The organism is Keratinibaculum paraultunense, assembly GCF_016767175.1.
GTDB lineage: Bacteria > Bacillota > Clostridia > Tissierellales > Tepidimicrobiaceae > Keratinibaculum > Keratinibaculum paraultunense.
The window spans coordinates 2,085,320-2,107,334 of record NZ_CP068564.1; the positions used below are offsets into that span (position 1 = coordinate 2,085,320).

The window sequence follows — 22,015 nt, forward strand, 5'->3', positions numbered from 1 at the left end:
ACAATCATCTCCTTTTAACTATTTAAAATTTCTGCTACATCTTTAGCAAAGTATGAAATAATAATATCTGCACCTGCCCTTTTAATTGAAAGTAAAGATTCTAATACAACCGTTTCACTTAAAATTCCTTCTTTTATAGCCATTTTAAGCATTGAATACTCTCCACTAACATTATAAGCAGCTAAAGGTATATTAAAATTATCTTTTGCTTTTCTTATAATATCAAGATAAGAAAGAGCTGGTTTCACCATTACTATATCTGCACCTTCCATTATATCTAATTTAATTTCTCTCATAGCTTCATCTGCATTAGCAGGATCCATTTGATAAGACTTCCTATCTCCAAAAGTTGGTGCAGAATCTGCTGCATCTCTAAAAGGTCCATAAAAAGAAGATGCATATTTAGCACTATATGCCATAATTGGTACTGTTTCGAATCCATTATCATCTAAAAAATTTCTAATGTATCTTACTCTACCATCCATCATATCAGAAGGAGCTACCATATCTGCCCCTGCCTTTGCATGACTTAAAGCAATTTTCCCCAAATACTCTAATGTTTTATCATTATCTACATATCCATTTTCTAAAAGAATTCCACAATGCCCATGAGATGTATACTCACACATACATATATCTGTTATAACATACATTTCAGGAAACACTTTTTTTATTTCTCTTATGGTCCTCTGTACTATCCCATTTTCTGCATAGCCTTCTGTTCCTAATTCATCTTTTCTGTCTGGAATTCCAAATAATAAAATAGCTTTTATCCCTAATTTTTCTATTTCCTCTACTTCTTTTAATACCTTATCTATTGAATATCTATAAATTCCTTCCATAGATGCTATTTCTTCTTTAATATTTATCCCTTCTCTTACAAATATTGGATAAACGAAATCTTCAATACATAGCCTCGTTTCTTTGATTAAATTCCTAATAATTTCATTTTTTCTAAGCCTTCTAGGCCTATTTATTATATTCATTATTTTATCTCCTTTCCTTTATTAATAAATCGATTATACCTTCTATAGTATGTTTTCTTGCTTCACCATAAACTTCATGTCCACCTTCTCTTATAACTTTTGATGTTACTGGTCCTATCGATAATATTTTACCTCTCTTTAAAATATTTTGAGAATTATCTCCTAATATTTCTACAAAATTATTAAAAGTTGAAGGACTAGTGAAGGTTAAATAAAATTCTTTCTTGTCTTTTAAAAAATCTACTAACTCTTCAGCTTTATCTGTTCCTTTAACTGTATTATAAATTTTAATCTCATCTACATCACATATCTTAGAAAGTTCTTCTACTAAATAGGATCTTGAATTTTTAGCTCTTGGTAATAATACTTTGTCCTTTGTTGTTAAAACATTTTTTAAATATTTTGTTAAAAATTCTGATACATATTCTTTTGGAATAAAATCTGGCTTTATTCCGTATCGTTCCATTGCTTTCGCTGTCTTAGAACCTATAACTCCAATTTTTAATCCTCCTAATTTTCTAGAATCATATCCTAAAGAAAAAAGTTTTTTAAAAAATATATTTACTCCATTTACACTAGTTAATAATAAATAGGTATATTGTTCTATATTTTCTATTGCATTCTCTAATTCTATATTAGGAGTTATTTCATCTATTTTGATAGTAGGAAACTCATAAGTCGTAGCTCCAAATTCTCTTAATTTATCAACAAATTCTTTTTTTTGTTCTCTAGCCCTAGTTACAATTATAGTTTCACCAAATAATATTTTCCTTTCAAAAAAATTAAGATTCTTTCTCAATTTAACTACATTTCCAATTACTATAATACTTGGAGGCACTATATTATATTTCATTGCTTTTTCATATATATTTGAAAGATTACCTTCAACTACCTTTTGATAAGGCATAGTAGCCCAACTTACTATAGCTACAGGTGTGTTTTTATCCTTCCCGTTTTCAATAAGATTTTTGGATATATTTTCTAAGTTAGAAATCCCCATTAAAAATACAATAGTCCCATCTAATGATGCCAATACCTCCCAATTTAATTTATCATTTTCATCTTTTAAATGTCCTGTTATAACATGAAAAGAAGATGCATAATTTCTATGAGTTATAGGTATCCCTGCATAAGCTAATCCCCCAATAGCCGAAGTAACACCTGGTACAATCTCAAAAGGAATATTTCTTTTTGCTAAGTATTCTCCTTCTTCTCCACCTCTTCCAAACACATAAGGGTCTCCGCCTTTAAGTCTTACGACAATTTTCCCTTCCAGTGCTTCTCTATATATTATTTCATTTATTTCATCTTGAGTTTTAATATGTTTTTTAGACTTTTTCCCTACATAAATAAATTTGCAATTTTTCTTTGATTCTTTTAAAAGGTTATTATTTATTAACCTATCATATATTATTACATCTGCTTTTTTTATACATTTAAGCCCTTTCAAAGTTATTAAGCTATCATCTCCCGGACCAGCTCCTACTAAATATACTTTCCCTTTCATTTAGAATCCCTCTCTTTAAGCATTATATCAGCAAGATTGTAACCTAGTTTTTCTAAAGAATCTCTTTTACCTTTTAATGTTTTATTAATCAATATACTACCGTCTTGCGTTCCTAAAAAACCTTCTAAAACTACTTTTTCATCATATACTTCACAATATGCACCTATAGGTACTTTACAATTCCCCCCTATTCTCTTTAAAAATGCTCTTTCTACTTTTGCTTGTACTTCTGTTTTTTCATGGGATATATTCTTTAGTAAATTTTCTATTTTTTCATCATTTTCTCTAATTTCAATAGCAAGTATTCCTTGGCAAGGAGACGGTAACATTATTTCTTTATCTAAATATATGATTTTATTTTCTAAAATCTCATGAAGTCTTAACCTTTTTATTCCAGCAGCTGCTAATACTACGCCATCCAATTCCTCTGACTCTATTTTTCTTATTCTAGTCTCTATATTACCTCTTATACTAACTATATTTAAATCTTTTCTATATCTAAGTAATTGATATTTTCTTCTTTTACTTCCTGTACCAATTTTACCTCCAATAGGCAATTCATTTAAATTGTTCAAACCTTTCCTTAAAATCATTACATCCCTGTAATCTTCTCTTTTTGGCACATGTGATAATTTTAAACCTTTTGGAAGAATTCCTGGCATGTCTTTCATACTATGTATTGCTATATCAATCTCTCCATTTAAAAGCTCATTTTCAATTTCCTTCACAAATACTCCTTTACCACCAATTTTATCCAAAGAAAATTCTCTTAATATATCTCCTTTAGTTTTTATTGTTTTTAATTTTATATCAAGATAAGGATAAACATTCTTAAGCATATTTATAACTAAATTACTTTGAACAACTGATAATTTACTTCCTCTAGCTCCAACTACAATCTTCATATATTCTCCCCCTTAATAAGTTCCTCATAAAAATCTTTTAATTCTTCCTTATTTAATTCTAAACAATACTTTAAAAGTTTATCTTTTTTATGATTATATTTAGATAAAATAATGTTTCTAACTTTGCCTAACAAAATAATATATTCTTCGTCTATTTTGGAATATCTTTTTTCCAAATCCTCTCTTATTTTTTTACTTAAAAAAGGGCACTTCCCCATAGTGGAAATTGCTAATAATAAATCCCCTTTATTTATAAAAGAAGGGCAAATAAAATTTGAATTTTCTAAGCTATCTACTACATTACATAAAATCTCTTCATCATCACAATCTTTGGAAATTCTTTCATTTATTCTTGCAGAAGAAGTAGCTGCTACTACTAAAAAAGATCCTTTTATATATTCTTTTTTATATGTATCTTCAATTAAAATAATATTTTTATCATATTTGTTTTCCAATTCATAAAACTTAGTAAAAAAATGCTCACTTATTACCTTCACCTTTCCTTCGAAATTTAAAAAATTTGTAGCTTTTCTATAACCAACTTTACCTCCTCCAATAACTACAATATCTCTATTTTTTATATCTAGCATTATAGGATAAAACATATTTTCACTCCTAAAAATTAAATAATTTATTTAGCATTTCTATATAACTATCTACGCTTTCTTTTTCTATACTTTTCAAATTTTTTATTGGTTCTCTTATAACTCTCTTTAAAGCTGAGCTAAGCATTTTATCTATTATTTTCTTCTCTCTTTGATTCAGATCCAATTTCCGATTTATATATTTCATTGTATCTTCTTTTATCTCTAAACATCTCTCATTTAAAGATTTTAAAACAGGGTCTACTTTTATACTTTCCATCCATTCTATAAATTCTTTTACATCTTCATCTATTATAACTTTAGCTTTTTCTGAAAGCTCTTCTCTTTTTTGTTGATTATGCTCAGATATTTTTTTAAGATCATCAATATGATATAAGATAATGTTTTCTATATTTTTAACTTTAGGATCCACATCTCTAGGTAAGGCTAAATCTAGTATATATAATTTTTTATTAATAATGGGTATATGTTCATGAGTTATTATAACATGAGGAGCTGATGTAGCTGTTATCATTATGTCTACATCATTCAAGACTTTATACCTATCTTTATATTCTATTGGTATTAAATAAGGGAATTCGTTAAACATATCTTTTAATTTATTATTAGTTCTATTAGCAACATATATTTTATCTAATTCTTCTTCGCATAAATATTGCAGTGCTAATTTGCTAATTTCTCCAGCACCAATTATAAGAGCTTTTTTCCCTTCAAGACAGCCTATTTCTTTTTTTAGAAGTTTAATTCCAATATAGCTAGTAGATAATGGAATTTCAGATATTTTTAAATTTGTTTTTATTTTTTTCCCTTCTTTTATAGCTTCCATGAATAGTTTGTTTAAAACTTTCCCACTGAATCCTAAATCCATAGAAAAGATCATAGCTTCTTTTACTTGATTTAATATTTGATCCTCTCCTAAAACTAATGAATCCAAGCCTGATGCAACCATATAGAGATGATCTACTACCTCTTTTCCTTTTTTAATAAATAAATATTTTTCTATTTGAGGAAAATTAAAAAAAACGCTATAAAATTTTTTTACTTCCTTTGTTGAATTTTCTATGTTCTCACTAGCTATGTATATTTCACTTCTATTACAAGTTGAAAGAATTACAATTTCATTTATTGATTTATCTAAAAGCATACTAGAAGCTTCTATGCGCATAGATTCAGTAAAAGAAACTTTCTCTCTAACTTCAATAGGTGATATATTATGATTAACGCCAATTAATGCTAAATTCATCATTATCCCCCAATGCCTATAAAATTTTTCTCTGATATATTCGATTAATTTAATTTATTTTTTGAAATTTCTCATTCCACTTTATATTACTATATATTATGTGTAAGCGTCAAATAATCTTAATTTTATATAATAAAAAACATATATTTTTTAATTAAAGCCTACATAACTATTTACATTTCTTCCCTAATCCTATAAACTATACTCAAATACATAATTAGAGGTGATTAAATGAAAAATTTTAATATTATGCTAGATGAGTATGCAAAACTTTGTGTAGAAGTAGGCATCAACCTACAAAAAGGTCAACCATTGGTTATTAATACTCCCATAGAAGGGGCAGATTTTGTAAGACTAGTGACAAAACATGCTTATGAACTTGGGGCAAAAGAGGTTCATGTAAATTGGAATGATGAAATACTAACTAAAATGAAATACGAAAATGCTCCTATGGAAGTATTTGAAAACTTTCCTAAATGGTATGCTGATGGTATGGAGGAGTATGCAGAAGATGGTGCTGGATTTTTATCCATATATTCTCAAGATCCAGAATTACTTAAAGATATAGATCCTAAGAAAATTGCAGCTTATAACAAATCCTCATCTATAGCATTAAAGAATTTTAGAAATTACACCATGAATGATATAAATGCTTGGTGTGTAGTATCTATCCCTACACAAGGCTGGGCTAGTAGAGTTTTCCCTGATGTATCAGAAGAAGAAGCTATGGAAAAACTATGGAAAGCTATATTTAAATCTACTCGAATGGATCTAGAAGATCCAATTAAAGCTTGGGAAGAACATCTTAAAAATTTAGAGGAAAAAGTTAATTTCCTAAATGAAAAGAAATTTAAAAAACTATATTATAAATCTTCCAATGGTACCGATTTAGAAGTAGAATTGCCTGAAGGTCATATATGGGCAGGTGGTGGGAGTAAAAATGCTAAAGATGTATTCTTCGTTCCCAACATACCTACAGAAGAAGTATTTACCATGCCTTTAAAAACTGGAGTTAATGGTGTAGTTTATAGTACAAAACCATTAAACTATGGTGGAAATCTAATAGACGAATTTAAGCTAGTTTTTGAAGAAGGAAAAGTTGTAGATTTTGAAGCTGAACAAGGCTATGAAGTATTAAAAGATCTACTTTCTCTAGATGAAGGTGCTAAACATTTAGGAGAGGTTGCTTTAGTACCATATGATTCTCCTATATCCAATTCCAATATAATATTTTTAAATACGCTTTTTGATGAAAATGCTTCCTGTCATTTTGCTTTAGGCAAAGCTTATCCTACAAATATTGAAGGTGGAGAAAATATGACTGAGGAAGAATTAGAAAAAAGAGGAGTTAATGACTCCTTAACTCATGTGGATTTTATGATAGGCTCAGAAGATTTATCTATAATTGGGGAAACTAAAGATGGGAAAAAAGTCCAAATATTTGAAAATGGTAATTGGGCTTTTTAAAATTAGTGACTATAAAAAATTCTATACAACTTGAATTATAATTCAAGTTGTTTTCTAAATATATTTCAATAAAATTTTATTTTAGATTCTTTTTTTAATAATATTAAAATCCTCCTTTATCATTCTTGCTTCAACATAATAAGGGAGGATTTTAAATTTTGAGTGATTATAGCAATATATAATTTACTAAATTTTTACTTTCAGTTAATATATTCCTTACAATCTTTTTCTATAATAAAGATAACAATTATTAAAGGAGGGTTTATATGTTTATTTTAAAAAATTCTAAATTCAAAAAAATTTATAGTTTAATTCTAAGTTTTATTCTTGTATTATCTATATTTTTACAAACAAACATATATGCAATAGCTGAAAATATGGATAAAGATTCTCAAAAACCAGTAAAAAATATAATATTACTTATTGGAGATGGAATGGGTGAATCTCACATTACTTTAGGGCGTATATTAAAAGGTTCTGAACTTTATATGGATTCAATGCCATATAATGGAACTGTATCAACTCATCCTTTGCCTCAAGAAGAAAAATGGGTTACTGATTCAGCTGCGGCAGGTACAGCTCTCGCTACAGGAGTTAAAACTTATAATGGGTATATAAGTGTAGATAAAAATAAAAAACCATTAGAAACTATTTTAGAAAAATCACAAAAAAATGGTAAATCTGTAGGTCTTGTTACTACAACAAGAATTACACATGCTACACCTGCTGTATTTGCTTCTCATAATGCAGATAGAGATGCTGAAAACGAAATTGCTGAAGAAATGATTGAACATAAAGTAAATGTATTATTAGGCGGAGGTAAAAGGCATTTTATACCTAAAACTAAAGGTGGTAAAAGAGAAGATAATAAAAATCTAATTGAAAAAGCAAAACAATATGGATATAAATATGTAGAAACAGTAGATGATTTAAATAAAATAAATAAAGGTAAAATATTAGGATTATTTAATCTAACCCATATGAATTATGAAATAGATAGAGATAAGTCTAAAGAGCCTAGTCTTTCTGAAATGACAGCAAAAGCCATTGAAATACTAAACAATGAAAAAAACGGATTCTTTTTGATGGTAGAAGGCGGAAGAATTGATCATGCTTCTCATGCAAATGATCCTGCTACTACAGCATTAGATGTAATAGCCTTTGACGATGCAGTAAAAACAGCATTAGATTTTGCTAAAAAAGATAAAAACACATTAGTAATAGTAACAGCAGACCATGAAACTGGAGGTCTTGCAATTGGAGGATATGGAGTTTACAATTTTAAACCTGAAGAATTAAAAAAACAAAAAATTTCCCTAGAAAATTTATTTCCTACTTTAAATGAGAAAAATTTTGAAAAAGAAATAGAACAAAAATTAGGTATTAAATTAAATCCAGAAGAAAGCAAAGAAATTAAAAATTCTATAAGTAAAAAATCTATAGAATCCCTTGTAAATATCGTAAATCTTAATTCTAATACAGGCTGGGCTTCAAGTGCTCATACTGCTACTGATGTTCCCATAAAAGCATACGGTCCAGGTGCTGAAAGATTTTCGATCCATATGGATAATACTGATGTTAATAAAATAATGTTAGAAATGTTCGGATGGTCTGATAAAAATATCAAAAAAGCCTCTTAATTTTCCAGTTGAAAAACATCTCTATATAAGACACTTAAACATAAGCCACAATATAAAAAGTATATAGAGATGTTTTTCTATAATTTACTATTTAATTCCTTTTACTCTATTTAACGCATTATATAATACCACAGAAGTTATAGCTCCTACTAAACCTTGCAGTATATTCCCTGGAATAGATGCTACAGCAGCCTTTCCATACATAAAGGTTTCTGGTATGAAATATCCAAAGGCCATAAATATTCCAGCTATAGATGTCGCCACTATAGGTTTATCTTTTCCTATTTTGGTTTCTAATAAACTAGCTGCAATAAACCCTTCTAACCCCTTTACCACAAATGTAATAGGTACATAATGAGTATATCCAGTTATCAAATCTGCTAGAGCAGAACCAAAACCTCCTACTATAAATCCCCCTTTTCTACCTAATATAAGTGCTGCTAAAAAAACAACCATATCCCCTAAATTTAAATAACCTTCAGTCCCTACTGTAGGAATTTGAATTACCATAGTCATAACTGTGGTTAATGCTATTAGCATAGCATATCTTACTAATGTTTTTAAACTATTATATTTCATGAAAACAGCCTCCTTCCACAATATGTATGGGTACAGTTCTATGTCTTGATATAATTGTATCTAAATATATAATAACACCTTCATTACACTTGTTCAATGTTTTATTTTATATATTATTTAACATAAAAATAGGCAGGAATTATATGCCATAATATCCTGCCTAAAACTTTATTACTTTTTATTATATAGTATCTTCTCCAATTTCCTTTGATTTATAGGATTTCATTGAATAGCTTTTTTCTAAACTTTTTAATTCTTTTTCTTTTATTTTATGATCTAGTTTTTTAAATACTTTTCTTGTTAAAAATATTGAACAAACTCCTGAAGTAAAATCAGCAATTGGATAAGATAGCCACACCCCTAACGCTCCCATATTTATTCCTTTTACTAATATTAAAGATACAGGTAACAATACTATTATCTGCCTAAATATAGATAGTACAAAAGAACTTTTAGCTTTTCCAATGGATTGATAATAGTATATAGACACATAGTAGATACTTAATATGGGAAATACAGCTATCATAACTCTAAAAGCCTTTGCAGATGCTAATATCAATTCTGGTTCCTTTACAAATAATGAAATAGCTTGTTCTGTAAAAATCATTCCACACAACCATAAAATTGCCGATGAAATAAATGCAAATATGATAGTTTCTTTAACTACTTTTTTAAGTCTCTTGTAATTTTTAGCTCCTAAATTATATGCAGCTATAGGTTGCATAGCAGAACTGATACCAAGCATAGTTATAAATAAAAACATAGACAATTTAGAAACAACTCCTAATATTATAACTCCTGTATCTCCTACATGATTTAATAATAAATTGTTTAAAATAGCTAAAAGTATTCCATCTTCTGCTTCCACTATAAAAGCTGAGAAACCTACAGCTATTATTCCTGCAGTCATTTCTCTTTTCAATTTAAAACCTAAAGATAGATTTAATTTTTTCTTAACTCCTCTAAATTTATAATAAGCATACAAAAACCCTATAAACTGAGAAACTACCGTAGCTATAGCTGCACCCTTAACCCCATAGGATAATTTAATCACTAATATATAGTCTATAATAGCATTTAGAATTGCACCTAAAGAAGTACTAGCTAACGTCACTTTTCTATTTCCTAAAGACATCATTATATATCCCATTACAGTGGTCATACATATAAATATACTACCAAATATTATAATAGATAAATATTCATGGGCATAAGGAAGTATATTCTCACTAGCTCCTAACATGCTTAAAATACTATCCCTAAAAGTATATATCAATATGATTAAAGGTATCATTATAACAAATACCAATGTTTTCCATTTTTAATAACATTGCTAATACCTTTATAATCTTTTGCACCATTTCTCCTAGCTACAAATGTAGATGAACCTATTGCTAACATCATACTAATAGCTGCTACTATCCTTTGAATAGGGAATACTACTACTAAAGCTCCTATAGCATTTCCTCCTATGGCTCTTCCTACAAATACTGTATCTACCATGTTATATAATTCATTTACCAACATAGCAATTATAGATGGTATAGAAAATTTAAATAGTAATTTACTAACATTCTCTTTTTCAAACATTTTATCGTTTATTCCCATGAAAAAACCTCCTATTTTGCTACATGTACTACAAATTATCATCACTTTTATACTATAAATTTTATTAGTATTTATAATCTCTATTTTCTTTTTAACTATATATATTCTTAATTTACATGTTTATACTTGCAAACTCATAAATAAAATTCAACAGTATCATATTAATGGGTGAAACACTCTACTATGTTTTTCTTCTTTGTAATTTCCTCTTTAGTTTTCATATAAATTTATCCCAATAAACTAACTAAAATATCCCTTTGTTATTTAAATAATTCTTATATTTCATATCCGTCCTTAATATATGATTTTCTATCCAGTTTGCAATAAATATGACCAAGTCCATGCCCACTTGTTCTTGCTTTTCATCTACTTTTTCTTCATCTACCGATTTAACTTTTGATATAAAAGCATCATGTTCTCTTTTGTGCTTAGCATAATCAGGATACCCATTTTGTTCCATTAATTCTTCCTCATATTGAAAATGATATATAGCATAATCCCTCATGCTATATAATGCTTCCATTATCTCATCATATCTATCAATGCCATCTTTTAGTGATACAATATCGTATAAATTATTTCCTATTCTAAATAATTCTTTATGCTGATCATCTATTGATTTTATGTTAACACTAAAATCATCTCTCCATTTAAACATATAAAACACCTCCAATATTATTAAATTATAAATTAAATAAATATGATACAATTATATTATAAATAATATAGAAGATAATAACAATTTAAATAGTATTATTCAAAATTAAGGAGTGATAATAAAATGGTAAAAAAAATTGATTGTTTAGGTGATTTTTGCCCAATCCCAGCTATTAAGACCAAACTTGCTTATAAAGATTTAGAAATAAATGAAAAATTAATAATTATAACAGATCACAGTTGTGCCCCTTCAAATATAAAAGATACTTTAGCTAATGAAAAATGTAATATTTATATAAATGAAATTATAAAAGGTATATGGGAAATAACCATTGAAAAAATAGGTTAACAAAAAGTATTTCTTCCATATCTTTCTACATATTTTATAAAGTCCTTTATATGTTCTTCATAATTATAATCTTTTAAATATATCATACATATATCACATTTTAAATTTAATCCTTCTATTTTTTTACTCATTAAATTTCCTGTATACAATTCCTTTTTTACAGCTGCATATGGGACTATAGATATCCCATGATTTTCCATTACTGATGTTTTTATAGCTTCTACACTACCTAATTCCATTTTAATATTAACATTTTTAAGAAGTATTCCATTAGCATTAAAAATATTCTCTATTGTTTTTCTAATGCCGCTTTCTTCAGGTCCTAATATTAATCCAATAGTAGCTAAATCTTTCAATTTTGTAACTTTCTCCATTTCTTCATTGTCAGGAGAGTATATAATCACTAATTCATGATTCTGTATTTTTACACAATTAAGATTTGGTTCTGTTATCTCCATAGTTATAAAGCCAACATCTGATCTATAACTTTTTACTGCTTCAATAACATTTTCTGTATAATCACATTTTGTAATAAATTTTATTCCTCTATGTTGTTTTCTATAAGTATACAAAGTGCAAGGAATTAAATATTCACATACGCTATTTGATGACGCTACTCTAATCTCTTTTAGCTCAATTAATTTAGATTTTTCTATTTCTTTTAACATGTTTTCATATAATTCTAAAAAAATTTCTGAATATTTTAAAACAATGTTACCAGCATCTGTAGGCCAAACACCTTTATTGCTTCTTTCAACCAATTTACAATTTAAATCTTCCTCAATAGATTTTAACTGTTGACTCAATGCTGATTGAGTCATATGAAGGTTAATTGCTGCTTTAGATATACTTCCTTCTTTTATTATTTCAATAAAAGAAGCTAAATTATAAATATTCAAATAGACCCCCTCCTACCCCAATCCTCCCCCAAAAGGATGGTTTAGTATTAATATTCTTAATACTATATTAACACTATTAATTGCTAAATACCAATTTTTTCGTATAGAATTTTAATTAAAGGTATAGTGTTTATTTAAATGTTACTCTTTTAACAAAATTCTGTCAAATATAGGAGGTGAACAAATGAGCGTTTCTAAAACTAGCAAAAAAAAGAAAAAGAAAGTAAATCAAATACCAATTGGTATAGCATTATTAATACTAGTAATTATAATAGGATATTCTATTAAAGATCTAGGTCCCAAACACCCTATGTCTTGGATGTTTGGAATATTATTTGGATATACCCTTAGAAGTTCAAGATTTTGCTTTACAGCATCTTTAAGAGACCCTGTACTAACTGGAGGGACTAGCCTTACAAAAGCAGTAATTATAACTATCGCTATTGCAACAATAGGTTTTGCTGGAATACAATATGGTGCTTTTCTTCGAGGCGAAGAAATACCTGGCAATATTAACCCTGCAGGAATTCATATAGCAATAGGTGCTTTTATGTTTGGTATAGGAATGGTTATTGCAGGTGGTTGTGCTTCTGGAACTTTAATGAGAGTTGGCGAAGGTTTTTTAATGCAAGTATTAGCTTTAGTCTTCTTTGTTATAGGTTCCTTATGGGGTGTTAAACATATCGAATTTTGGGAATCTCACTTTTTTAGCAAAGGAAAAGCTTTATTCCTTCCTGATGCTTTAGGGTGGTTTCCAGCATTAGTTTTACAATTTGGTCTTTTATTTGCTTTATATATATTAGCAGATTGGTTTGGAAATAAAAGTAATTAAAACTTAAGGAGGAATGAAAATGGGTAAAGAAGTTAAATTAGATTGTTTAGGTGAAGCATGTCCAGTACCTTTAATAAAAACACAGAAAAAAATAAAGGATCTTGATGTAGGAGACACATTAATAGTAGAAGTAGATCATAGCTGTGCTATAAAAAATGTTCCTGAATGGGCAAGAAAAGAAGGATATAACTGCGAAATAGAAGAAATTGATGATGGAGAATGGGAAATTTATATAGAAAAAACTAAGTAATCTCCTGGCGGTCAATAGTCGTCCGCCAAGAGATGTTTCTTTAATTATTAAATTGATTTGAAAGGGGGTAATTATTTTATGATAAAAGATAGTCCTTATTATAATAAATTTTTTAAAGAACCTTGGTCTTATGTAACAGGTGCTGTTATACTTGCAATATTAAACGTAGCTTTATTTGCAGCTAGTGGAAGTCCTTGGGGTGTTACTAGCGTATTTATTTACTGGGGAGCTTGGATACTTCAAGCATTAGGTGGGCATCCTGAAACTTGGGCTTTCTTTCAAGGTGAAGCTGGAAAAACTTTAGCTAATGGTTTCCTTGCCCATGCTGGATCATTTAGAAATATAGGAATAATTGTCGGAGCATTATTAGCTACTCTTTTAGCATCTGAATTTAAAATAAAAAAGATAAAATCCGGTAGACAGGCAATAGCTGCTATATTAGGAGGACTTTTAATGGGATATGGCGCTAGAATATCTTTTGGTTGTAATATTGGTGCTCTATTCAGTGGTATAGCATCAATGTCTCTTCATGGATGGATATATCTTGTATTTATATTCTTTGGAGCATGGGTTGGTAGTAAATTGTTAGTTAAGTTTTTTATTTAAGCTAAGGAGGATAATATATGGCTAAAAAAGACGAATATTATGATGTAGTAATAATCGGAGGAGGTCCTGCTGGTCTCACAGCAGGAATATATTGTGGTAGATCTAGATTAAAAACTATTATTTTAGAACAAGGATTAGTTGGTGGTTTAATCACTTCTACTGAAGATTTGGAAAACTATCCAGGTTTTCCAAATGGAATTGGTGGAGAAGAATTAATGAATTTATTCTATGAACAAGCAAAAAAATTTGGCGTAGACTTCAAATTTACAAATGTAAAAAAAGTAGATTTTAATGAAAACGAAAAAATAGCAGAAACTTTCAGAAATATATACCATGCTAAAAGTATTATAATAGCAACTGGAGCTAAACCAAAACGAATAGGTTGTAAAGGTGAAGAAGAATTAATTGGCAAAGGCATATCCTTCTGTTCTACCTGTGATGCCAATCTATGTATAGGCAAAGAAGTATATGTAATCGGTGGCGGTGATTCTGCTGTTGAAGAAGCTATATATCTAACTAAATTTGCAGACAAAGTTACTATAATTCATAGAAGAGATGAATTAAGAGCTGCTAAATCTATTCAAGAAAAAGCTTTTAAATGTGACAAACTTGATTTTATGTGGAATACAGTTGTTAAAGAAATAAAAGGTAAAGATAAAGTAGAAGCTATGGTTGTTGAAAATGTTAAAACTGGCGAAAAAACTACTATAACACCTAAGGAAGGTAACGACTCTTTCATGATTTTCCCCTATGTAGGTTTAGAACCTGCAACAAGTTTATTTAAAGATATAATAAACATGGAAAATGGATTCATAAAAACAAACGAAAATATGGAAACTAATATACCAGGAGTTTTTGCCGCTGGAGATTGTCGAGTAAAGCCATTAAGGCAAGTAGTTACGGCTGCAGCCGATGGAGCCATTGCAGCTTTTTCAGCTGAGAACTATATAAACACACTTTCAGAGAGTCTAGATTAATCTAGACTCTCTATTTTTCAATATGTTCCCTATGATGTAATCCAACCAATTCTGCTACAGGAACAGTAAATATAATACCTGTACCTGGCTCTTTCAGTCTACCTGCTTCAATTATAGCATCATATATATCTTTATAATGCTCCTCCTCACTAAGTATTATAATTATCTCTTTTGAAGCTTCAATATGTATGTTAAAAAACTTTAATGCTTCCGATTGTCCCGTTCCTCTTCCATACATAATAGTGGCACCTTTAGCTCCTGCTTGTTTTGCCTTATCAACAATTCTATCTGCTTTTCCTCTTTCTACAATAGCAACTATACATTTAACTTTATCCATAATAATCCCTCCCTATATCCTAGTTAATATACCTAAAATCAACACCGATATTACAGCTCCAGTAGATGTAAGACCTACTATACCAAATCCAGCTAATAAAGGATCTATATTCTCTATTATCTTGGTCAACCCTATTGCCAAAGCCATATTCAGTGGTATATTTACTGGTCCTGTTGTAGCACTAGCTGAATCCATGGCAATAGAAACAAATTCTTCTGGTGCTAAAAATATCAATACTAAAATAATCAAGAGTAAAGGAACTATTATTTTTACATAGGATATATTGTTTAATATCTTATATATACCTATACCCATTCCAGTTCCAAAACCAATAGCAACTGCATGAACTAATACATTATGAGGAATAGCTCCAATAGATATTTCTTCTACTTCAAGAGCTAAAGCCTTCAAGGCTGGCTCTACAAGAGTACCAAAATATCCTATTATAAAAGCAACTAAAACTATTAACCATTTTCTCTCTAATACAACTAAATTAGCTCCTACTGAATCTCCTAATGGAAACAAACTCATCGATACACCTTTTAAGAAAAAATGTAATCCAAATACACTTAATAAAAAGCCTATAACAAATTCTTTTACATTATCAATTGGTTTTCTCAGTACTACTAATTGAAAAAAAACAAGTATTGCTGTTAGCGGGAGTATACTCATTAAGGTTTCCCACAATGCTCCTAGATTTTCTAGTATTCTCATATACTACCATCCTCCTACAACATTGTTAATTAAAAATACTTAATTTACATAATGTAGCAATAATATAATTATACTATAGAAATCTTTGATAGTGAAGGATTGCTGATTTTAATTCTTAAAATCTCTTTAAATTTTCATATTTTATGGTTAATCCCTTTAAATAAAGGGTAGTAATAATTGATAAGCTAATTAATATTGGAATTATAATAAAAGGAGGTCAAAGTATGACAAAAGAAAAATATATTCCAGAAGTAAAATCTAAATTAAGATCCAGAATAATAGAAGTCCCTCCTGTAATATATAAGGCTAGTGGAATAAAAGTATTAGGCACACGAATAAAATCTTTACTGTTTTCTACAGATGTAGCAATAATCAAAAATACCAATGCTAACTCTATAATTGCAGTATACCCTTTTACGCCTCAATTAGCCATAACTCAAGCTATATTAGAAGTAGCACCAGTACCTGTTTTCGCTGGTGTAGGAGGAGGGCTCACTACAGGTAAAAGATCCATTGATATAGCTCTTCAAGCAGAATTAATGGGAGCCTATGGAGTAGTTGTAAACGCACCCACTTCTACAGATGTTATAAGTAAAATGTATAACCGAATTGATATTCCTATTATTGCAACAGTAGTATCTGAATACGACGATTATAAAGGGAAATTAGATGCAGGAGCAAGAATTTTAAACATCTCTGGTGGTCCTAAAACTCCAGAGATAGTTAAAAAAATTCGCAACGAATATGGAAAAGAATTACCAATTATTGCAACAGGAGGTCCTACTGACGAAAGCATATTAAAAACCATCGAAGCAGGAGCTAACTCTATAACTTATACTCCACCTTCTTCCGCAGATATATTCGCAGAAGTTATGGATAATTACAGAAATGATAAAAAAATGAATAAAGCCTAATGCTTTATTCATTTTTTTATCTAATTGTTTGTTGTTGTTTAGCTGCATAAACTAATCTTTTCTCTTTTACATATTTTGTCTTGAAAAATTCATCTGTCAGTTTAAATACAACACTGCTTAATCCTAATATTCCTATTAAATTAGGAATAGCCATAAGTCCATTTAATGTATCTGAAACAACCCAAAGAGTTTCAAGTCCACCTACTGCTCCAATAACTATGAAAGGTATCCACATAATTCTATAAGGCTTTATAATTTTAGGACCAAATATAAACTCAGCAGCTCTTTCACCATAATATGACCAACTTAATAAAGTAGAAAAAGCAAATAACAGTATACTAATACATACAATATATCCACCAAATGGTAGAGATTGTTCAAAAGCCATAGTAGTTAAAACTGCACCAGTTTCTCCTGTATTCCAAACTCCTGTCAAAATAATAGATAATGCTGTTATTGTACATATAACAATAGTAGCCATAAATACTTCAAACACACCCCAGAAACCTTGACGCACTGGATGATCAGTAGTAGCCGCAGCATGAGCAATAGGTGCACTACCTAGACCTGCTTCATTGGAAAATATTCCACGAGCTACTCCCATTTTAGCTGCCATACTCATAGAAGAACCTACAAATCCACCAACTGCAGCTGTTCCAGAAAAAGCATTTTTAAATATCAACTTAAAAGCTGCAGGCACATTAGAGATATTCATTATAACTATTATTAATCCACCTACCACATAAAAAACTGCCATGAAAGGGACTAGTTTTTCTGTCATAGATGCAATTCGTTTTAAACCACCAAATATTGCAATTGAAACTAAAACTGCTAGTACAATCCCTGTAACCCATTTATTTATTCCAAACATAGCTTCTAAAGATTCTGCCACTGAATTAGATTGCACCATATTACCTGTGCCAAATGCTGCAAATGCTGCAAATATAGCAAATACATAAGAAAGCCACTTAGCATTTAAACCTTCCTCTATATAGTACATAGGTCCTCCTACATAGCGACCATCTTCAGTTTTTTGTCTAAACTCAATGCTAAGCACTACTTCAGCAAATTTGGTAGCCATACCAAATAGTGCAGAAATCCACATCCAAAATATTGCACCAGGACCTCCAATAGCAATAGCAGCTGCCACACCTGCAATATTTCCAGTACCTACTGTTGCAGCAAGAGCTGTAGACATTGCTTGAAAAGGAGTCACTTCACCTTCTCCAACTTCAGACTTATCAAATGCTTTTAGTAAAGTATTTTTTAACACATATCCAAGTTTATTAAAAGTAAAGAACTTAGTGCCTATAGTTAAATATATTCCTGTACCTACTAATAAAATCAACATTACAGGTCCCCAAACAAAGTTGTTAACAACTTCATTTATCTTTAAAAGAAAGTCCATACCTAATACCTCCTATAATTTATTAATAACATTGTAAGGTATGAACTTCAAAATACTACAAAAACATTTAAATATTTTCAGAATATTTATGCTTATTTATATTTTCACAACCTTTGTTTTTAATTTCACAATTTTTTCTTTTATTTCACTTTTAATTATTCATATTCTCACAATATGATATTAGTCCTAATAAAAATTTTTTTGTATTTGTTGAACCTCTTTTATTACTTTTCCCTCTTATAAATTCCATTTCTTTTCTAACTTGTTCAAAATTAAATAAACTATTGGAATACTCTACGAACGTTTCATTCATATAATCTTCAATTCCCAAACTAGCTATATTAGACATAGCTATTCCTATTGTTCTTCTTATCCTCTGTTCCATAGCTTTAGGATTATCAGTAAATTTACTACACAACTCTCTTATGGTTATTTGATTTAAATTTATATTATTTTGTATAATATATTTACTAACTTTTATTATGTCTTCAGCACCTTTTTCTCCCATTATACCAAGTTTCATTAATATTCCATTTATACACTGCTCATAATGCTTTAAATTTTCCCATTCTTTTTGAGGTTTATCAGAAAATATTTGTTGTATCTTTGAAATACTTCTGTTTATTTCAATTCTTTCAATAACTTTTTTCATTATTGCTTCAACTTCTATTGCATTTATTGGTTTATATATATAATATTCCACTCCAAGTTTATAAGCTTGTTCTACCATATCCTTTGATGATACTTGGGATATCATTATAAATTCTATCCCTGGATGCTCTTTTTTAAGTTTTTTAATAACCGTTAATCCATCTACTTTTGGCATTAACAAATCTATTAAAACTATATCTGGTGTAGTCGTTCTAATTTTTTCCAGTCCTTCTTTACCATCTCTCGCTGTCCCTACAACTTGTCCTAATTCTTTATCTTCTATGATTTTTTTTAATATCCTTATAACACTTTTATCGTCATCTAGTATAAATATCCTCAACTATAAATATCCTCAACTTTCGTCCTCCTCCAACTCTTTTGCTGGAATATATATTATAAATATTGTACCCTTTCCAAATTTAGATTTTACTTTTATTTTACCATTTAAATAAATTTCAACAATATCCTTTATAAGTGTTAAACCTAATCCTCTATATATCTGACCCGTCTCATAATCTATTTTAGTTGAATATCCAGGAGAAAATATATGAGGTAAATCTTCATCTTCAATACCACTGCCATCATCTATTACCATAAATATATGTTCATCATTTTCCTTTTTATGAACTAAACTTATATTTCCTTTTTTTCAATAGAATCTATTGCATTTGTCATTAAATTCCGCAGTACAGACATTAAATAATAATGTTTTTTTGTATAAAAATCTCCTCTTACTTTATATTCAACTGAAATATCTTTTCCTTGATCTTTTATCTCTCTATTTATAGTTTCTTTTAATATATTTATTAATTCAGAAAAATACATACCTGTTACATCTAGCTCATCATTTACTATTTCTTCTATACCTGTAGCTACTAAACTATATTCCTTTTTTATTTCATGAACATCTTTAGCTATTTCTAATGCAGACTGAGACCATTTTTCCCTTTGTACTTCATTATTATTACTGATATTATTAAATAATTCATATGCATTTTCCATTATTCTTTCAATATGATCCATGTTTTTCTCCATCCAATATACTTCTGTTTTTAATTTAGACATCAATAACAACAATTCTTTATATCTCCTATCATGTTCTTCTCTAACTAATAAAAGCTTATAATATCTATAGCCTAATATAATTATCCAAATTAATCCTGCCCTTATAAATGCAACCAATATTAAAGTTTTTACTAATTTACCATTGCTTTTAAAAATTTCATTACCAATTCTTATATATATCTCCACCATATTGGAAATAAAATCACTAATTAAAAAAAATACAAACATTGAATTTTCTTTTAAGGAATCATTTTTCTTTTTGAATATATAAAATATACTTCCATATATTAAATAAAACACAACTTCTGGTGCATTTAAATATAATGTTTCAAATAATATACCTTGAAATAAGCTAGAAAATATTCCTCTAAATAACAATAAAGAAAAGCCCGATGCAATTCCGAAAAATAATGGATTCAAATCATCATATATATATATAATATAAAAGGAAAAACTACTCCACCAAAAGAAAACCTAAAATTTTTAACATAAAAATCCATATATAATAAAGAAGAAAGACCAACAATTAATGAACCAATAATAAATCTTTTACTTTTTTTCATATTTATCACCCAACTAATAGGAATACCTTCCCATACACATGGGAAGGCACTATATAACATCCTATGATATAGTTTCTAAAGCTGTCTCTAAATCTTCTATTATATCTTCTACATTCTCTAAGCCTACAGATAATCTTACTAAACTATCTGGAATTCCATAAGCCTCCCTTTCTTCAGGTGTATATGGAGAATGAGTCATAGATGCAGGATGCTGAATCAAAGTTTCTGCATCTCCTAAACTTACTGCTAAAGTACATAACTTAACATTGTTCATTAACCTTATACCTTCCTCCATTCCTCCTTTTATTTCAAAAGAAATCATAGCACCAGGTAATTTCATCTGTTTCTTTGCTAATTCGTATTGTGGAAAACTTTTCAATCCTGGATAATATACCTTTTCTACCGTTGGATGAGATTCCAAAAATTCTGCTACTTTAAAAGCGTTTTCACAATGTCTTTCCATTCTAATCTCTAAGGTTTTAAGACCTCTATTAATCAAAAATGCATCAAAAGGACTTAAAACTGAACCTGTCATATCTTTAATTCCTACCATCTTTACATCCTCTATAAAATCTTCTTTTCCACATACAAAACCTGCTATTACATCCCCATGACCATTTAGATATTTAGTAGCTGAATGAACTACCACATCTGCACCTAAATCCAATGGTCTTTGAATATAAGGAGTAGAAAAAGTATTATCTACCACTACCATACAATTCTCTTTTTCATGAGCAATTTTAGAAATAGCCTCAATATCAGAAATATCTAAAGTAGGATTTGCAGGAGTTTCTAAATAAACTACTTTTGTATTATCTTTCATAGCTTTTCTTACGTTTTCTGGATCTTTAGTATCTACAAAAGATACTTCTATGCCAAATCTTTGAAGCCCGTGATTTAAATATGCAAAAGTACAACCATATAAAGTTTGACCAGCTACTACATGATCTCCCGCTTCTAGAATAGTCCAAAGACAACTTGTTATAGCGCCCATCCCCGATGCCATGGATGCACAGGCTTCAGCATTTTCTAGCAAAGCCACTTTTTCTTCTACTTGAGTATTTGTTGGATTACCAAGCCGAGTATATATATATCCTTTTTCTTCACCGGCAAATCTTCTTCCTCCTTGTTCAGCAGAATCAAAAATAAAAGTTGATGTTTGATAAATTGGTGTGGCTAAGGCTCCCACTTCATTTTTTACATAACCTCCATGAATTGCTTTTGTACTAAATCCCATATCTTTCATGATATCC

26 protein-coding genes are annotated in these 22,015 nt (G+C 29.1%); 8 read left to right on the forward strand and 18 right to left on the reverse strand.

Features of this window, described 5'->3' with window-relative positions:
- Nucleotides 1-14 precede the first annotated feature (14 nt).
- The 5 genes from hemB to hemA are packed head-to-tail and all read right to left on the reverse strand — an operon-like array spanning nt 15 to nt 5,246.
- Nucleotides 15-986 (reverse strand): porphobilinogen synthase, encoded by a 972-nt coding sequence (gene hemB / locus JL105_RS10215; protein WP_132028514.1) that lies wholly within the window; start codon nt 984-986, stop codon nt 15-17.
- Nucleotides 987-990: 4 nt separating this feature from the next.
- Nucleotides 991-2,493, reverse strand: coding sequence for a uroporphyrinogen-III C-methyltransferase (cobA, locus tag JL105_RS10220; RefSeq protein ID WP_132028517.1), 1,503 nt, complete (start codon nt 2,491-2,493; stop codon nt 991-993).
- Complete coding sequence (hemC, locus tag JL105_RS10225; protein ID WP_132028520.1) at nt 2,490-3,398, reverse strand: hydroxymethylbilane synthase; 909 nt, start codon at nt 3,396-3,398, stop codon at nt 2,490-2,492. The genes cobA and hemC overlap by 4 nt, the downstream gene beginning before the upstream one ends.
- Complete coding sequence (locus tag JL105_RS10230) at nt 3,395-4,003, reverse strand: precorrin-2 dehydrogenase/sirohydrochlorin ferrochelatase family protein (RefSeq protein ID WP_132028523.1); 609 nt, start codon at nt 4,001-4,003, stop codon at nt 3,395-3,397. Before JL105_RS10230 ends, hemC begins: the two co-directional genes overlap by 4 nt.
- 10 nt (nt 4,004-4,013) lie before the next feature.
- Nucleotides 4,014-5,246 (reverse strand): glutamyl-tRNA reductase, encoded by a 1,233-nt coding sequence (gene hemA / locus JL105_RS10235; protein ID WP_132028526.1) that lies wholly within the window; start codon nt 5,244-5,246, stop codon nt 4,014-4,016.
- Nucleotides 5,247-5,477: 231 nt separating this feature from the next.
- On the opposite strand from hemA, the gene JL105_RS10240 reads away from it, so the two are divergent.
- Together JL105_RS10240 and JL105_RS10245 are read left to right on the forward strand one after the other, a co-directional pair.
- Nucleotides 5,478-6,713 (forward strand): aminopeptidase, encoded by a 1,236-nt coding sequence (locus JL105_RS10240; protein ID WP_132028529.1) that lies wholly within the window; start codon nt 5,478-5,480, stop codon nt 6,711-6,713.
- A gap of 266 nt (nt 6,714-6,979) precedes the next feature.
- Nucleotides 6,980-8,353, forward strand: coding sequence for an alkaline phosphatase (locus JL105_RS10245; RefSeq protein WP_132028532.1), 1,374 nt, complete (start codon nt 6,980-6,982; stop codon nt 8,351-8,353).
- A gap of 87 nt (nt 8,354-8,440) precedes the next feature.
- Here JL105_RS10245 and JL105_RS10250 read toward each other — a convergent pair whose 3' ends face one another.
- The 4 genes from JL105_RS10250 to JL105_RS10265 all read right to left on the reverse strand — a co-directional run bounded on the left by JL105_RS10250 (nt 8,441) and on the right by JL105_RS10265 (nt 11,198).
- Nucleotides 8,441-8,932, reverse strand: a complete 492-nt coding sequence (locus JL105_RS10250) for an ECF transporter S component (protein ID WP_132028535.1) — start codon at nt 8,930-8,932, stop codon at nt 8,441-8,443.
- Between the two features lie 181 nt (nt 8,933-9,113).
- Entirely contained in the window at nt 9,114-10,241 is a 1,128-nt protein-coding gene (locus tag JL105_RS11570) for an MATE family efflux transporter (protein WP_132028538.1), read from the reverse strand.
- Complete coding sequence (locus tag JL105_RS11575) at nt 10,226-10,540, reverse strand: MATE family efflux transporter (RefSeq protein ID WP_158280032.1); 315 nt, start codon at nt 10,538-10,540, stop codon at nt 10,226-10,228. The genes JL105_RS11570 and JL105_RS11575 overlap by 16 nt, the downstream gene beginning before the upstream one ends.
- Nucleotides 10,541-10,784: 244 nt before the next feature.
- Nucleotides 10,785-11,198, reverse strand: coding sequence for a bacteriohemerythrin (locus JL105_RS10265; protein ID WP_132028544.1), 414 nt, complete (start codon nt 11,196-11,198; stop codon nt 10,785-10,787).
- A gap of 123 nt (nt 11,199-11,321) precedes the next feature.
- Between JL105_RS10265 and JL105_RS10270 the strand changes: the two genes are divergently transcribed.
- A complete protein-coding gene (locus JL105_RS10270) occupies nt 11,322-11,546 on the forward strand; it encodes a sulfurtransferase TusA family protein (RefSeq protein ID WP_132028547.1) in 225 nt (74 codons plus the stop codon).
- Here the strand turns inward: JL105_RS10270 and JL105_RS10275 are convergent.
- Nucleotides 11,543-12,445 (reverse strand): LysR family transcriptional regulator, encoded by a 903-nt coding sequence (locus JL105_RS10275; RefSeq protein ID WP_132028550.1) that lies wholly within the window; start codon nt 12,443-12,445, stop codon nt 11,543-11,545. The genes JL105_RS10270 and JL105_RS10275 overlap by 4 nt on opposite strands.
- A 184-nt stretch (nt 12,446-12,629) precedes the next feature.
- On the opposite strand from JL105_RS10275, the gene JL105_RS10280 reads away from it, so the two are divergent.
- The 4 genes from JL105_RS10280 (at nt 12,630) to trxB (ending at nt 15,110) form a co-directional block, all read left to right on the forward strand.
- Entirely contained in the window at nt 12,630-13,277 is a 648-nt protein-coding gene (locus JL105_RS10280) for a YeeE/YedE thiosulfate transporter family protein (protein ID WP_132028553.1), read from the forward strand.
- A 19-nt stretch (nt 13,278-13,296) separates the two neighbouring features.
- Nucleotides 13,297-13,527 carry a sulfurtransferase TusA family protein gene (locus tag JL105_RS10285; protein ID WP_132028556.1) on the forward strand — a complete coding sequence of 77 codons (231 nt, stop codon included), beginning with the start codon at nt 13,297-13,299 and terminating at the stop codon, nt 13,525-13,527.
- Between the two features lie 78 nt (nt 13,528-13,605).
- Entirely contained in the window at nt 13,606-14,133 is a 528-nt protein-coding gene (locus JL105_RS10290) for a YeeE/YedE thiosulfate transporter family protein (RefSeq protein WP_132028559.1), read from the forward strand.
- Nucleotides 14,134-14,150: 17 nt separating this feature from the next.
- Nucleotides 14,151-15,110, forward strand: a complete 960-nt coding sequence (gene trxB / locus JL105_RS10295) for a thioredoxin-disulfide reductase (protein WP_132028562.1) — start codon at nt 14,151-14,153, stop codon at nt 15,108-15,110.
- 10 nt (nt 15,111-15,120) lie between these two features.
- Here trxB and JL105_RS10300 read toward each other — a convergent pair whose 3' ends face one another.
- Both JL105_RS10300 and JL105_RS10305 read right to left on the reverse strand, forming a co-directional pair.
- Nucleotides 15,121-15,447, reverse strand: coding sequence for a P-II family nitrogen regulator (locus JL105_RS10300; RefSeq protein WP_132028565.1), 327 nt, complete (start codon nt 15,445-15,447; stop codon nt 15,121-15,123).
- A gap of 12 nt (nt 15,448-15,459) precedes the next feature.
- Nucleotides 15,460-16,161, reverse strand: a complete 702-nt coding sequence (locus tag JL105_RS10305; protein WP_132028568.1) for a DUF1538 domain-containing protein — start codon at nt 16,159-16,161, stop codon at nt 15,460-15,462.
- Between the two features lie 224 nt (nt 16,162-16,385).
- Here JL105_RS10305 and JL105_RS10310 point away from each other — a divergent pair, with 224 nt between their 5' ends.
- On the forward strand, nt 16,386-17,075 hold the full coding sequence (locus JL105_RS10310; protein WP_132028571.1) for a hydrolase: 690 nt from the start codon (nt 16,386-16,388) through the stop codon (nt 17,073-17,075).
- 16 nt (nt 17,076-17,091) lie between these two features.
- Here the strand turns inward: JL105_RS10310 and JL105_RS10315 are convergent, their stop codons facing one another.
- The 6 genes from JL105_RS10315 to megL form a co-directional block, all read right to left on the reverse strand.
- Nucleotides 17,092-18,483: an alanine/glycine:cation symporter family protein gene (locus JL105_RS10315; protein WP_132028574.1), complete on the reverse strand. Its 1,392-nt coding sequence runs from the start codon at nt 18,481-18,483 to the stop codon at nt 17,092-17,094.
- Nucleotides 18,484-18,634: 151 nt separating this feature from the next.
- Nucleotides 18,635-19,474, reverse strand: a complete 840-nt coding sequence (locus tag JL105_RS10320) for a response regulator (RefSeq protein ID WP_132028577.1) — start codon at nt 19,472-19,474, stop codon at nt 18,635-18,637.
- Nucleotides 19,475-19,486: 12 nt separating this feature from the next.
- Nucleotides 19,487-19,729 (reverse strand): ATP-binding protein, encoded by a 243-nt coding sequence (locus tag JL105_RS10325; RefSeq protein ID WP_158280033.1) that lies wholly within the window; start codon nt 19,727-19,729, stop codon nt 19,487-19,489.
- A 38-nt stretch (nt 19,730-19,767) separates the two neighbouring features.
- The gene (locus JL105_RS10330; protein ID WP_132028583.1) at nt 19,768-20,577 is read right to left on the reverse strand and encodes a hypothetical protein; all 810 of its coding nucleotides are present in this window, start codon (nt 20,575-20,577) and stop codon (nt 19,768-19,770) included.
- 38 nt (nt 20,578-20,615) lie between these two features.
- Nucleotides 20,616-20,762 carry a hypothetical protein gene (locus JL105_RS10335; protein ID WP_158280035.1) on the reverse strand — a complete coding sequence of 49 codons (147 nt, stop codon included), beginning with the start codon at nt 20,760-20,762 and terminating at the stop codon, nt 20,616-20,618.
- A 61-nt stretch (nt 20,763-20,823) separates the two neighbouring features.
- Complete coding sequence (gene megL / locus JL105_RS10340) at nt 20,824-22,008, reverse strand: methionine gamma-lyase (protein ID WP_202690514.1); 1,185 nt, start codon at nt 22,006-22,008, stop codon at nt 20,824-20,826.
- Between the last annotated feature and the right edge of the window lie 7 nt (nt 22,009-22,015).

Bases quoted from the DNA above. Each gene is read 5' to 3' on its own strand.
- hemB (WP_132028514.1), bottom strand. From the start codon at position 986: ATGAATATAATAAATAGGCCTAGAAGGCTTAGAAAAAATGAAATTATT.
- cobA (WP_132028517.1), bottom strand. From the start codon at position 2,493: ATGAAAGGGAAAGTATATTTAGTAGGAGCTGGTCCGGGAGATGATAGC.
- hemC (WP_132028520.1), bottom strand. From the start codon at position 3,398: ATGAAGATTGTAGTTGGAGCTAGAGGAAGTAAATTATCAGTTGTTCAA.
- JL105_RS10230 (WP_132028523.1), bottom strand. From the start codon at position 4,003: ATGTTTTATCCTATAATGCTAGATATAAAAAATAGAGATATTGTAGTT.
- hemA (WP_132028526.1), bottom strand. From the start codon at position 5,246: ATGAATTTAGCATTAATTGGCGTTAATCATAATATATCACCTATTGAA.
- JL105_RS10240 (WP_132028529.1), top strand. From the start codon at position 5,478: ATGAAAAATTTTAATATTATGCTAGATGAGTATGCAAAACTTTGTGTA.
- JL105_RS10245 (WP_132028532.1), top strand. From the start codon at position 6,980: ATGTTTATTTTAAAAAATTCTAAATTCAAAAAAATTTATAGTTTAATT.
- JL105_RS10250 (WP_132028535.1), bottom strand. From the start codon at position 8,932: ATGAAATATAATAGTTTAAAAACATTAGTAAGATATGCTATGCTAATA.
- JL105_RS11575 (WP_158280032.1), bottom strand. From the start codon at position 10,540: ATGGGAATAAACGATAAAATGTTTGAAAAAGAGAATGTTAGTAAATTA.
- JL105_RS10265 (WP_132028544.1), bottom strand. From the start codon at position 11,198: ATGTTTAAATGGAGAGATGATTTTAGTGTTAACATAAAATCAATAGAT.
- JL105_RS10270 (WP_132028547.1), top strand. From the start codon at position 11,322: ATGGTAAAAAAAATTGATTGTTTAGGTGATTTTTGCCCAATCCCAGCT.
- JL105_RS10280 (WP_132028553.1), top strand. From the start codon at position 12,630: ATGAGCGTTTCTAAAACTAGCAAAAAAAAGAAAAAGAAAGTAAATCAA.
- JL105_RS10285 (WP_132028556.1), top strand. From the start codon at position 13,297: ATGGGTAAAGAAGTTAAATTAGATTGTTTAGGTGAAGCATGTCCAGTA.
- JL105_RS10290 (WP_132028559.1), top strand. From the start codon at position 13,606: ATGATAAAAGATAGTCCTTATTATAATAAATTTTTTAAAGAACCTTGG.
- trxB (WP_132028562.1), top strand. From the start codon at position 14,151: ATGGCTAAAAAAGACGAATATTATGATGTAGTAATAATCGGAGGAGGT.
- JL105_RS10300 (WP_132028565.1), bottom strand. From the start codon at position 15,447: ATGGATAAAGTTAAATGTATAGTTGCTATTGTAGAAAGAGGAAAAGCA.
- JL105_RS10305 (WP_132028568.1), bottom strand. From the start codon at position 16,161: ATGAGAATACTAGAAAATCTAGGAGCATTGTGGGAAACCTTAATGAGT.
- JL105_RS10310 (WP_132028571.1), top strand. From the start codon at position 16,386: ATGACAAAAGAAAAATATATTCCAGAAGTAAAATCTAAATTAAGATCC.
- JL105_RS10315 (WP_132028574.1), bottom strand. From the start codon at position 18,483: ATGGACTTTCTTTTAAAGATAAATGAAGTTGTTAACAACTTTGTTTGG.
- JL105_RS10325 (WP_158280033.1), bottom strand. From the start codon at position 19,729: ATGGTAATAGATGATGGCAGTGGTATTGAAGATGAAGATTTACCTCAT.
- JL105_RS10335 (WP_158280035.1), bottom strand. From the start codon at position 20,762: ATGAAAAAAAGTAAAAGATTTATTATTGGTTCATTAATTGTTGGTCTT.
- megL (WP_202690514.1), bottom strand. From the start codon at position 22,008: ATGAAAGATATGGGATTTAGTACAAAAGCAATTCATGGAGGTTATGTA.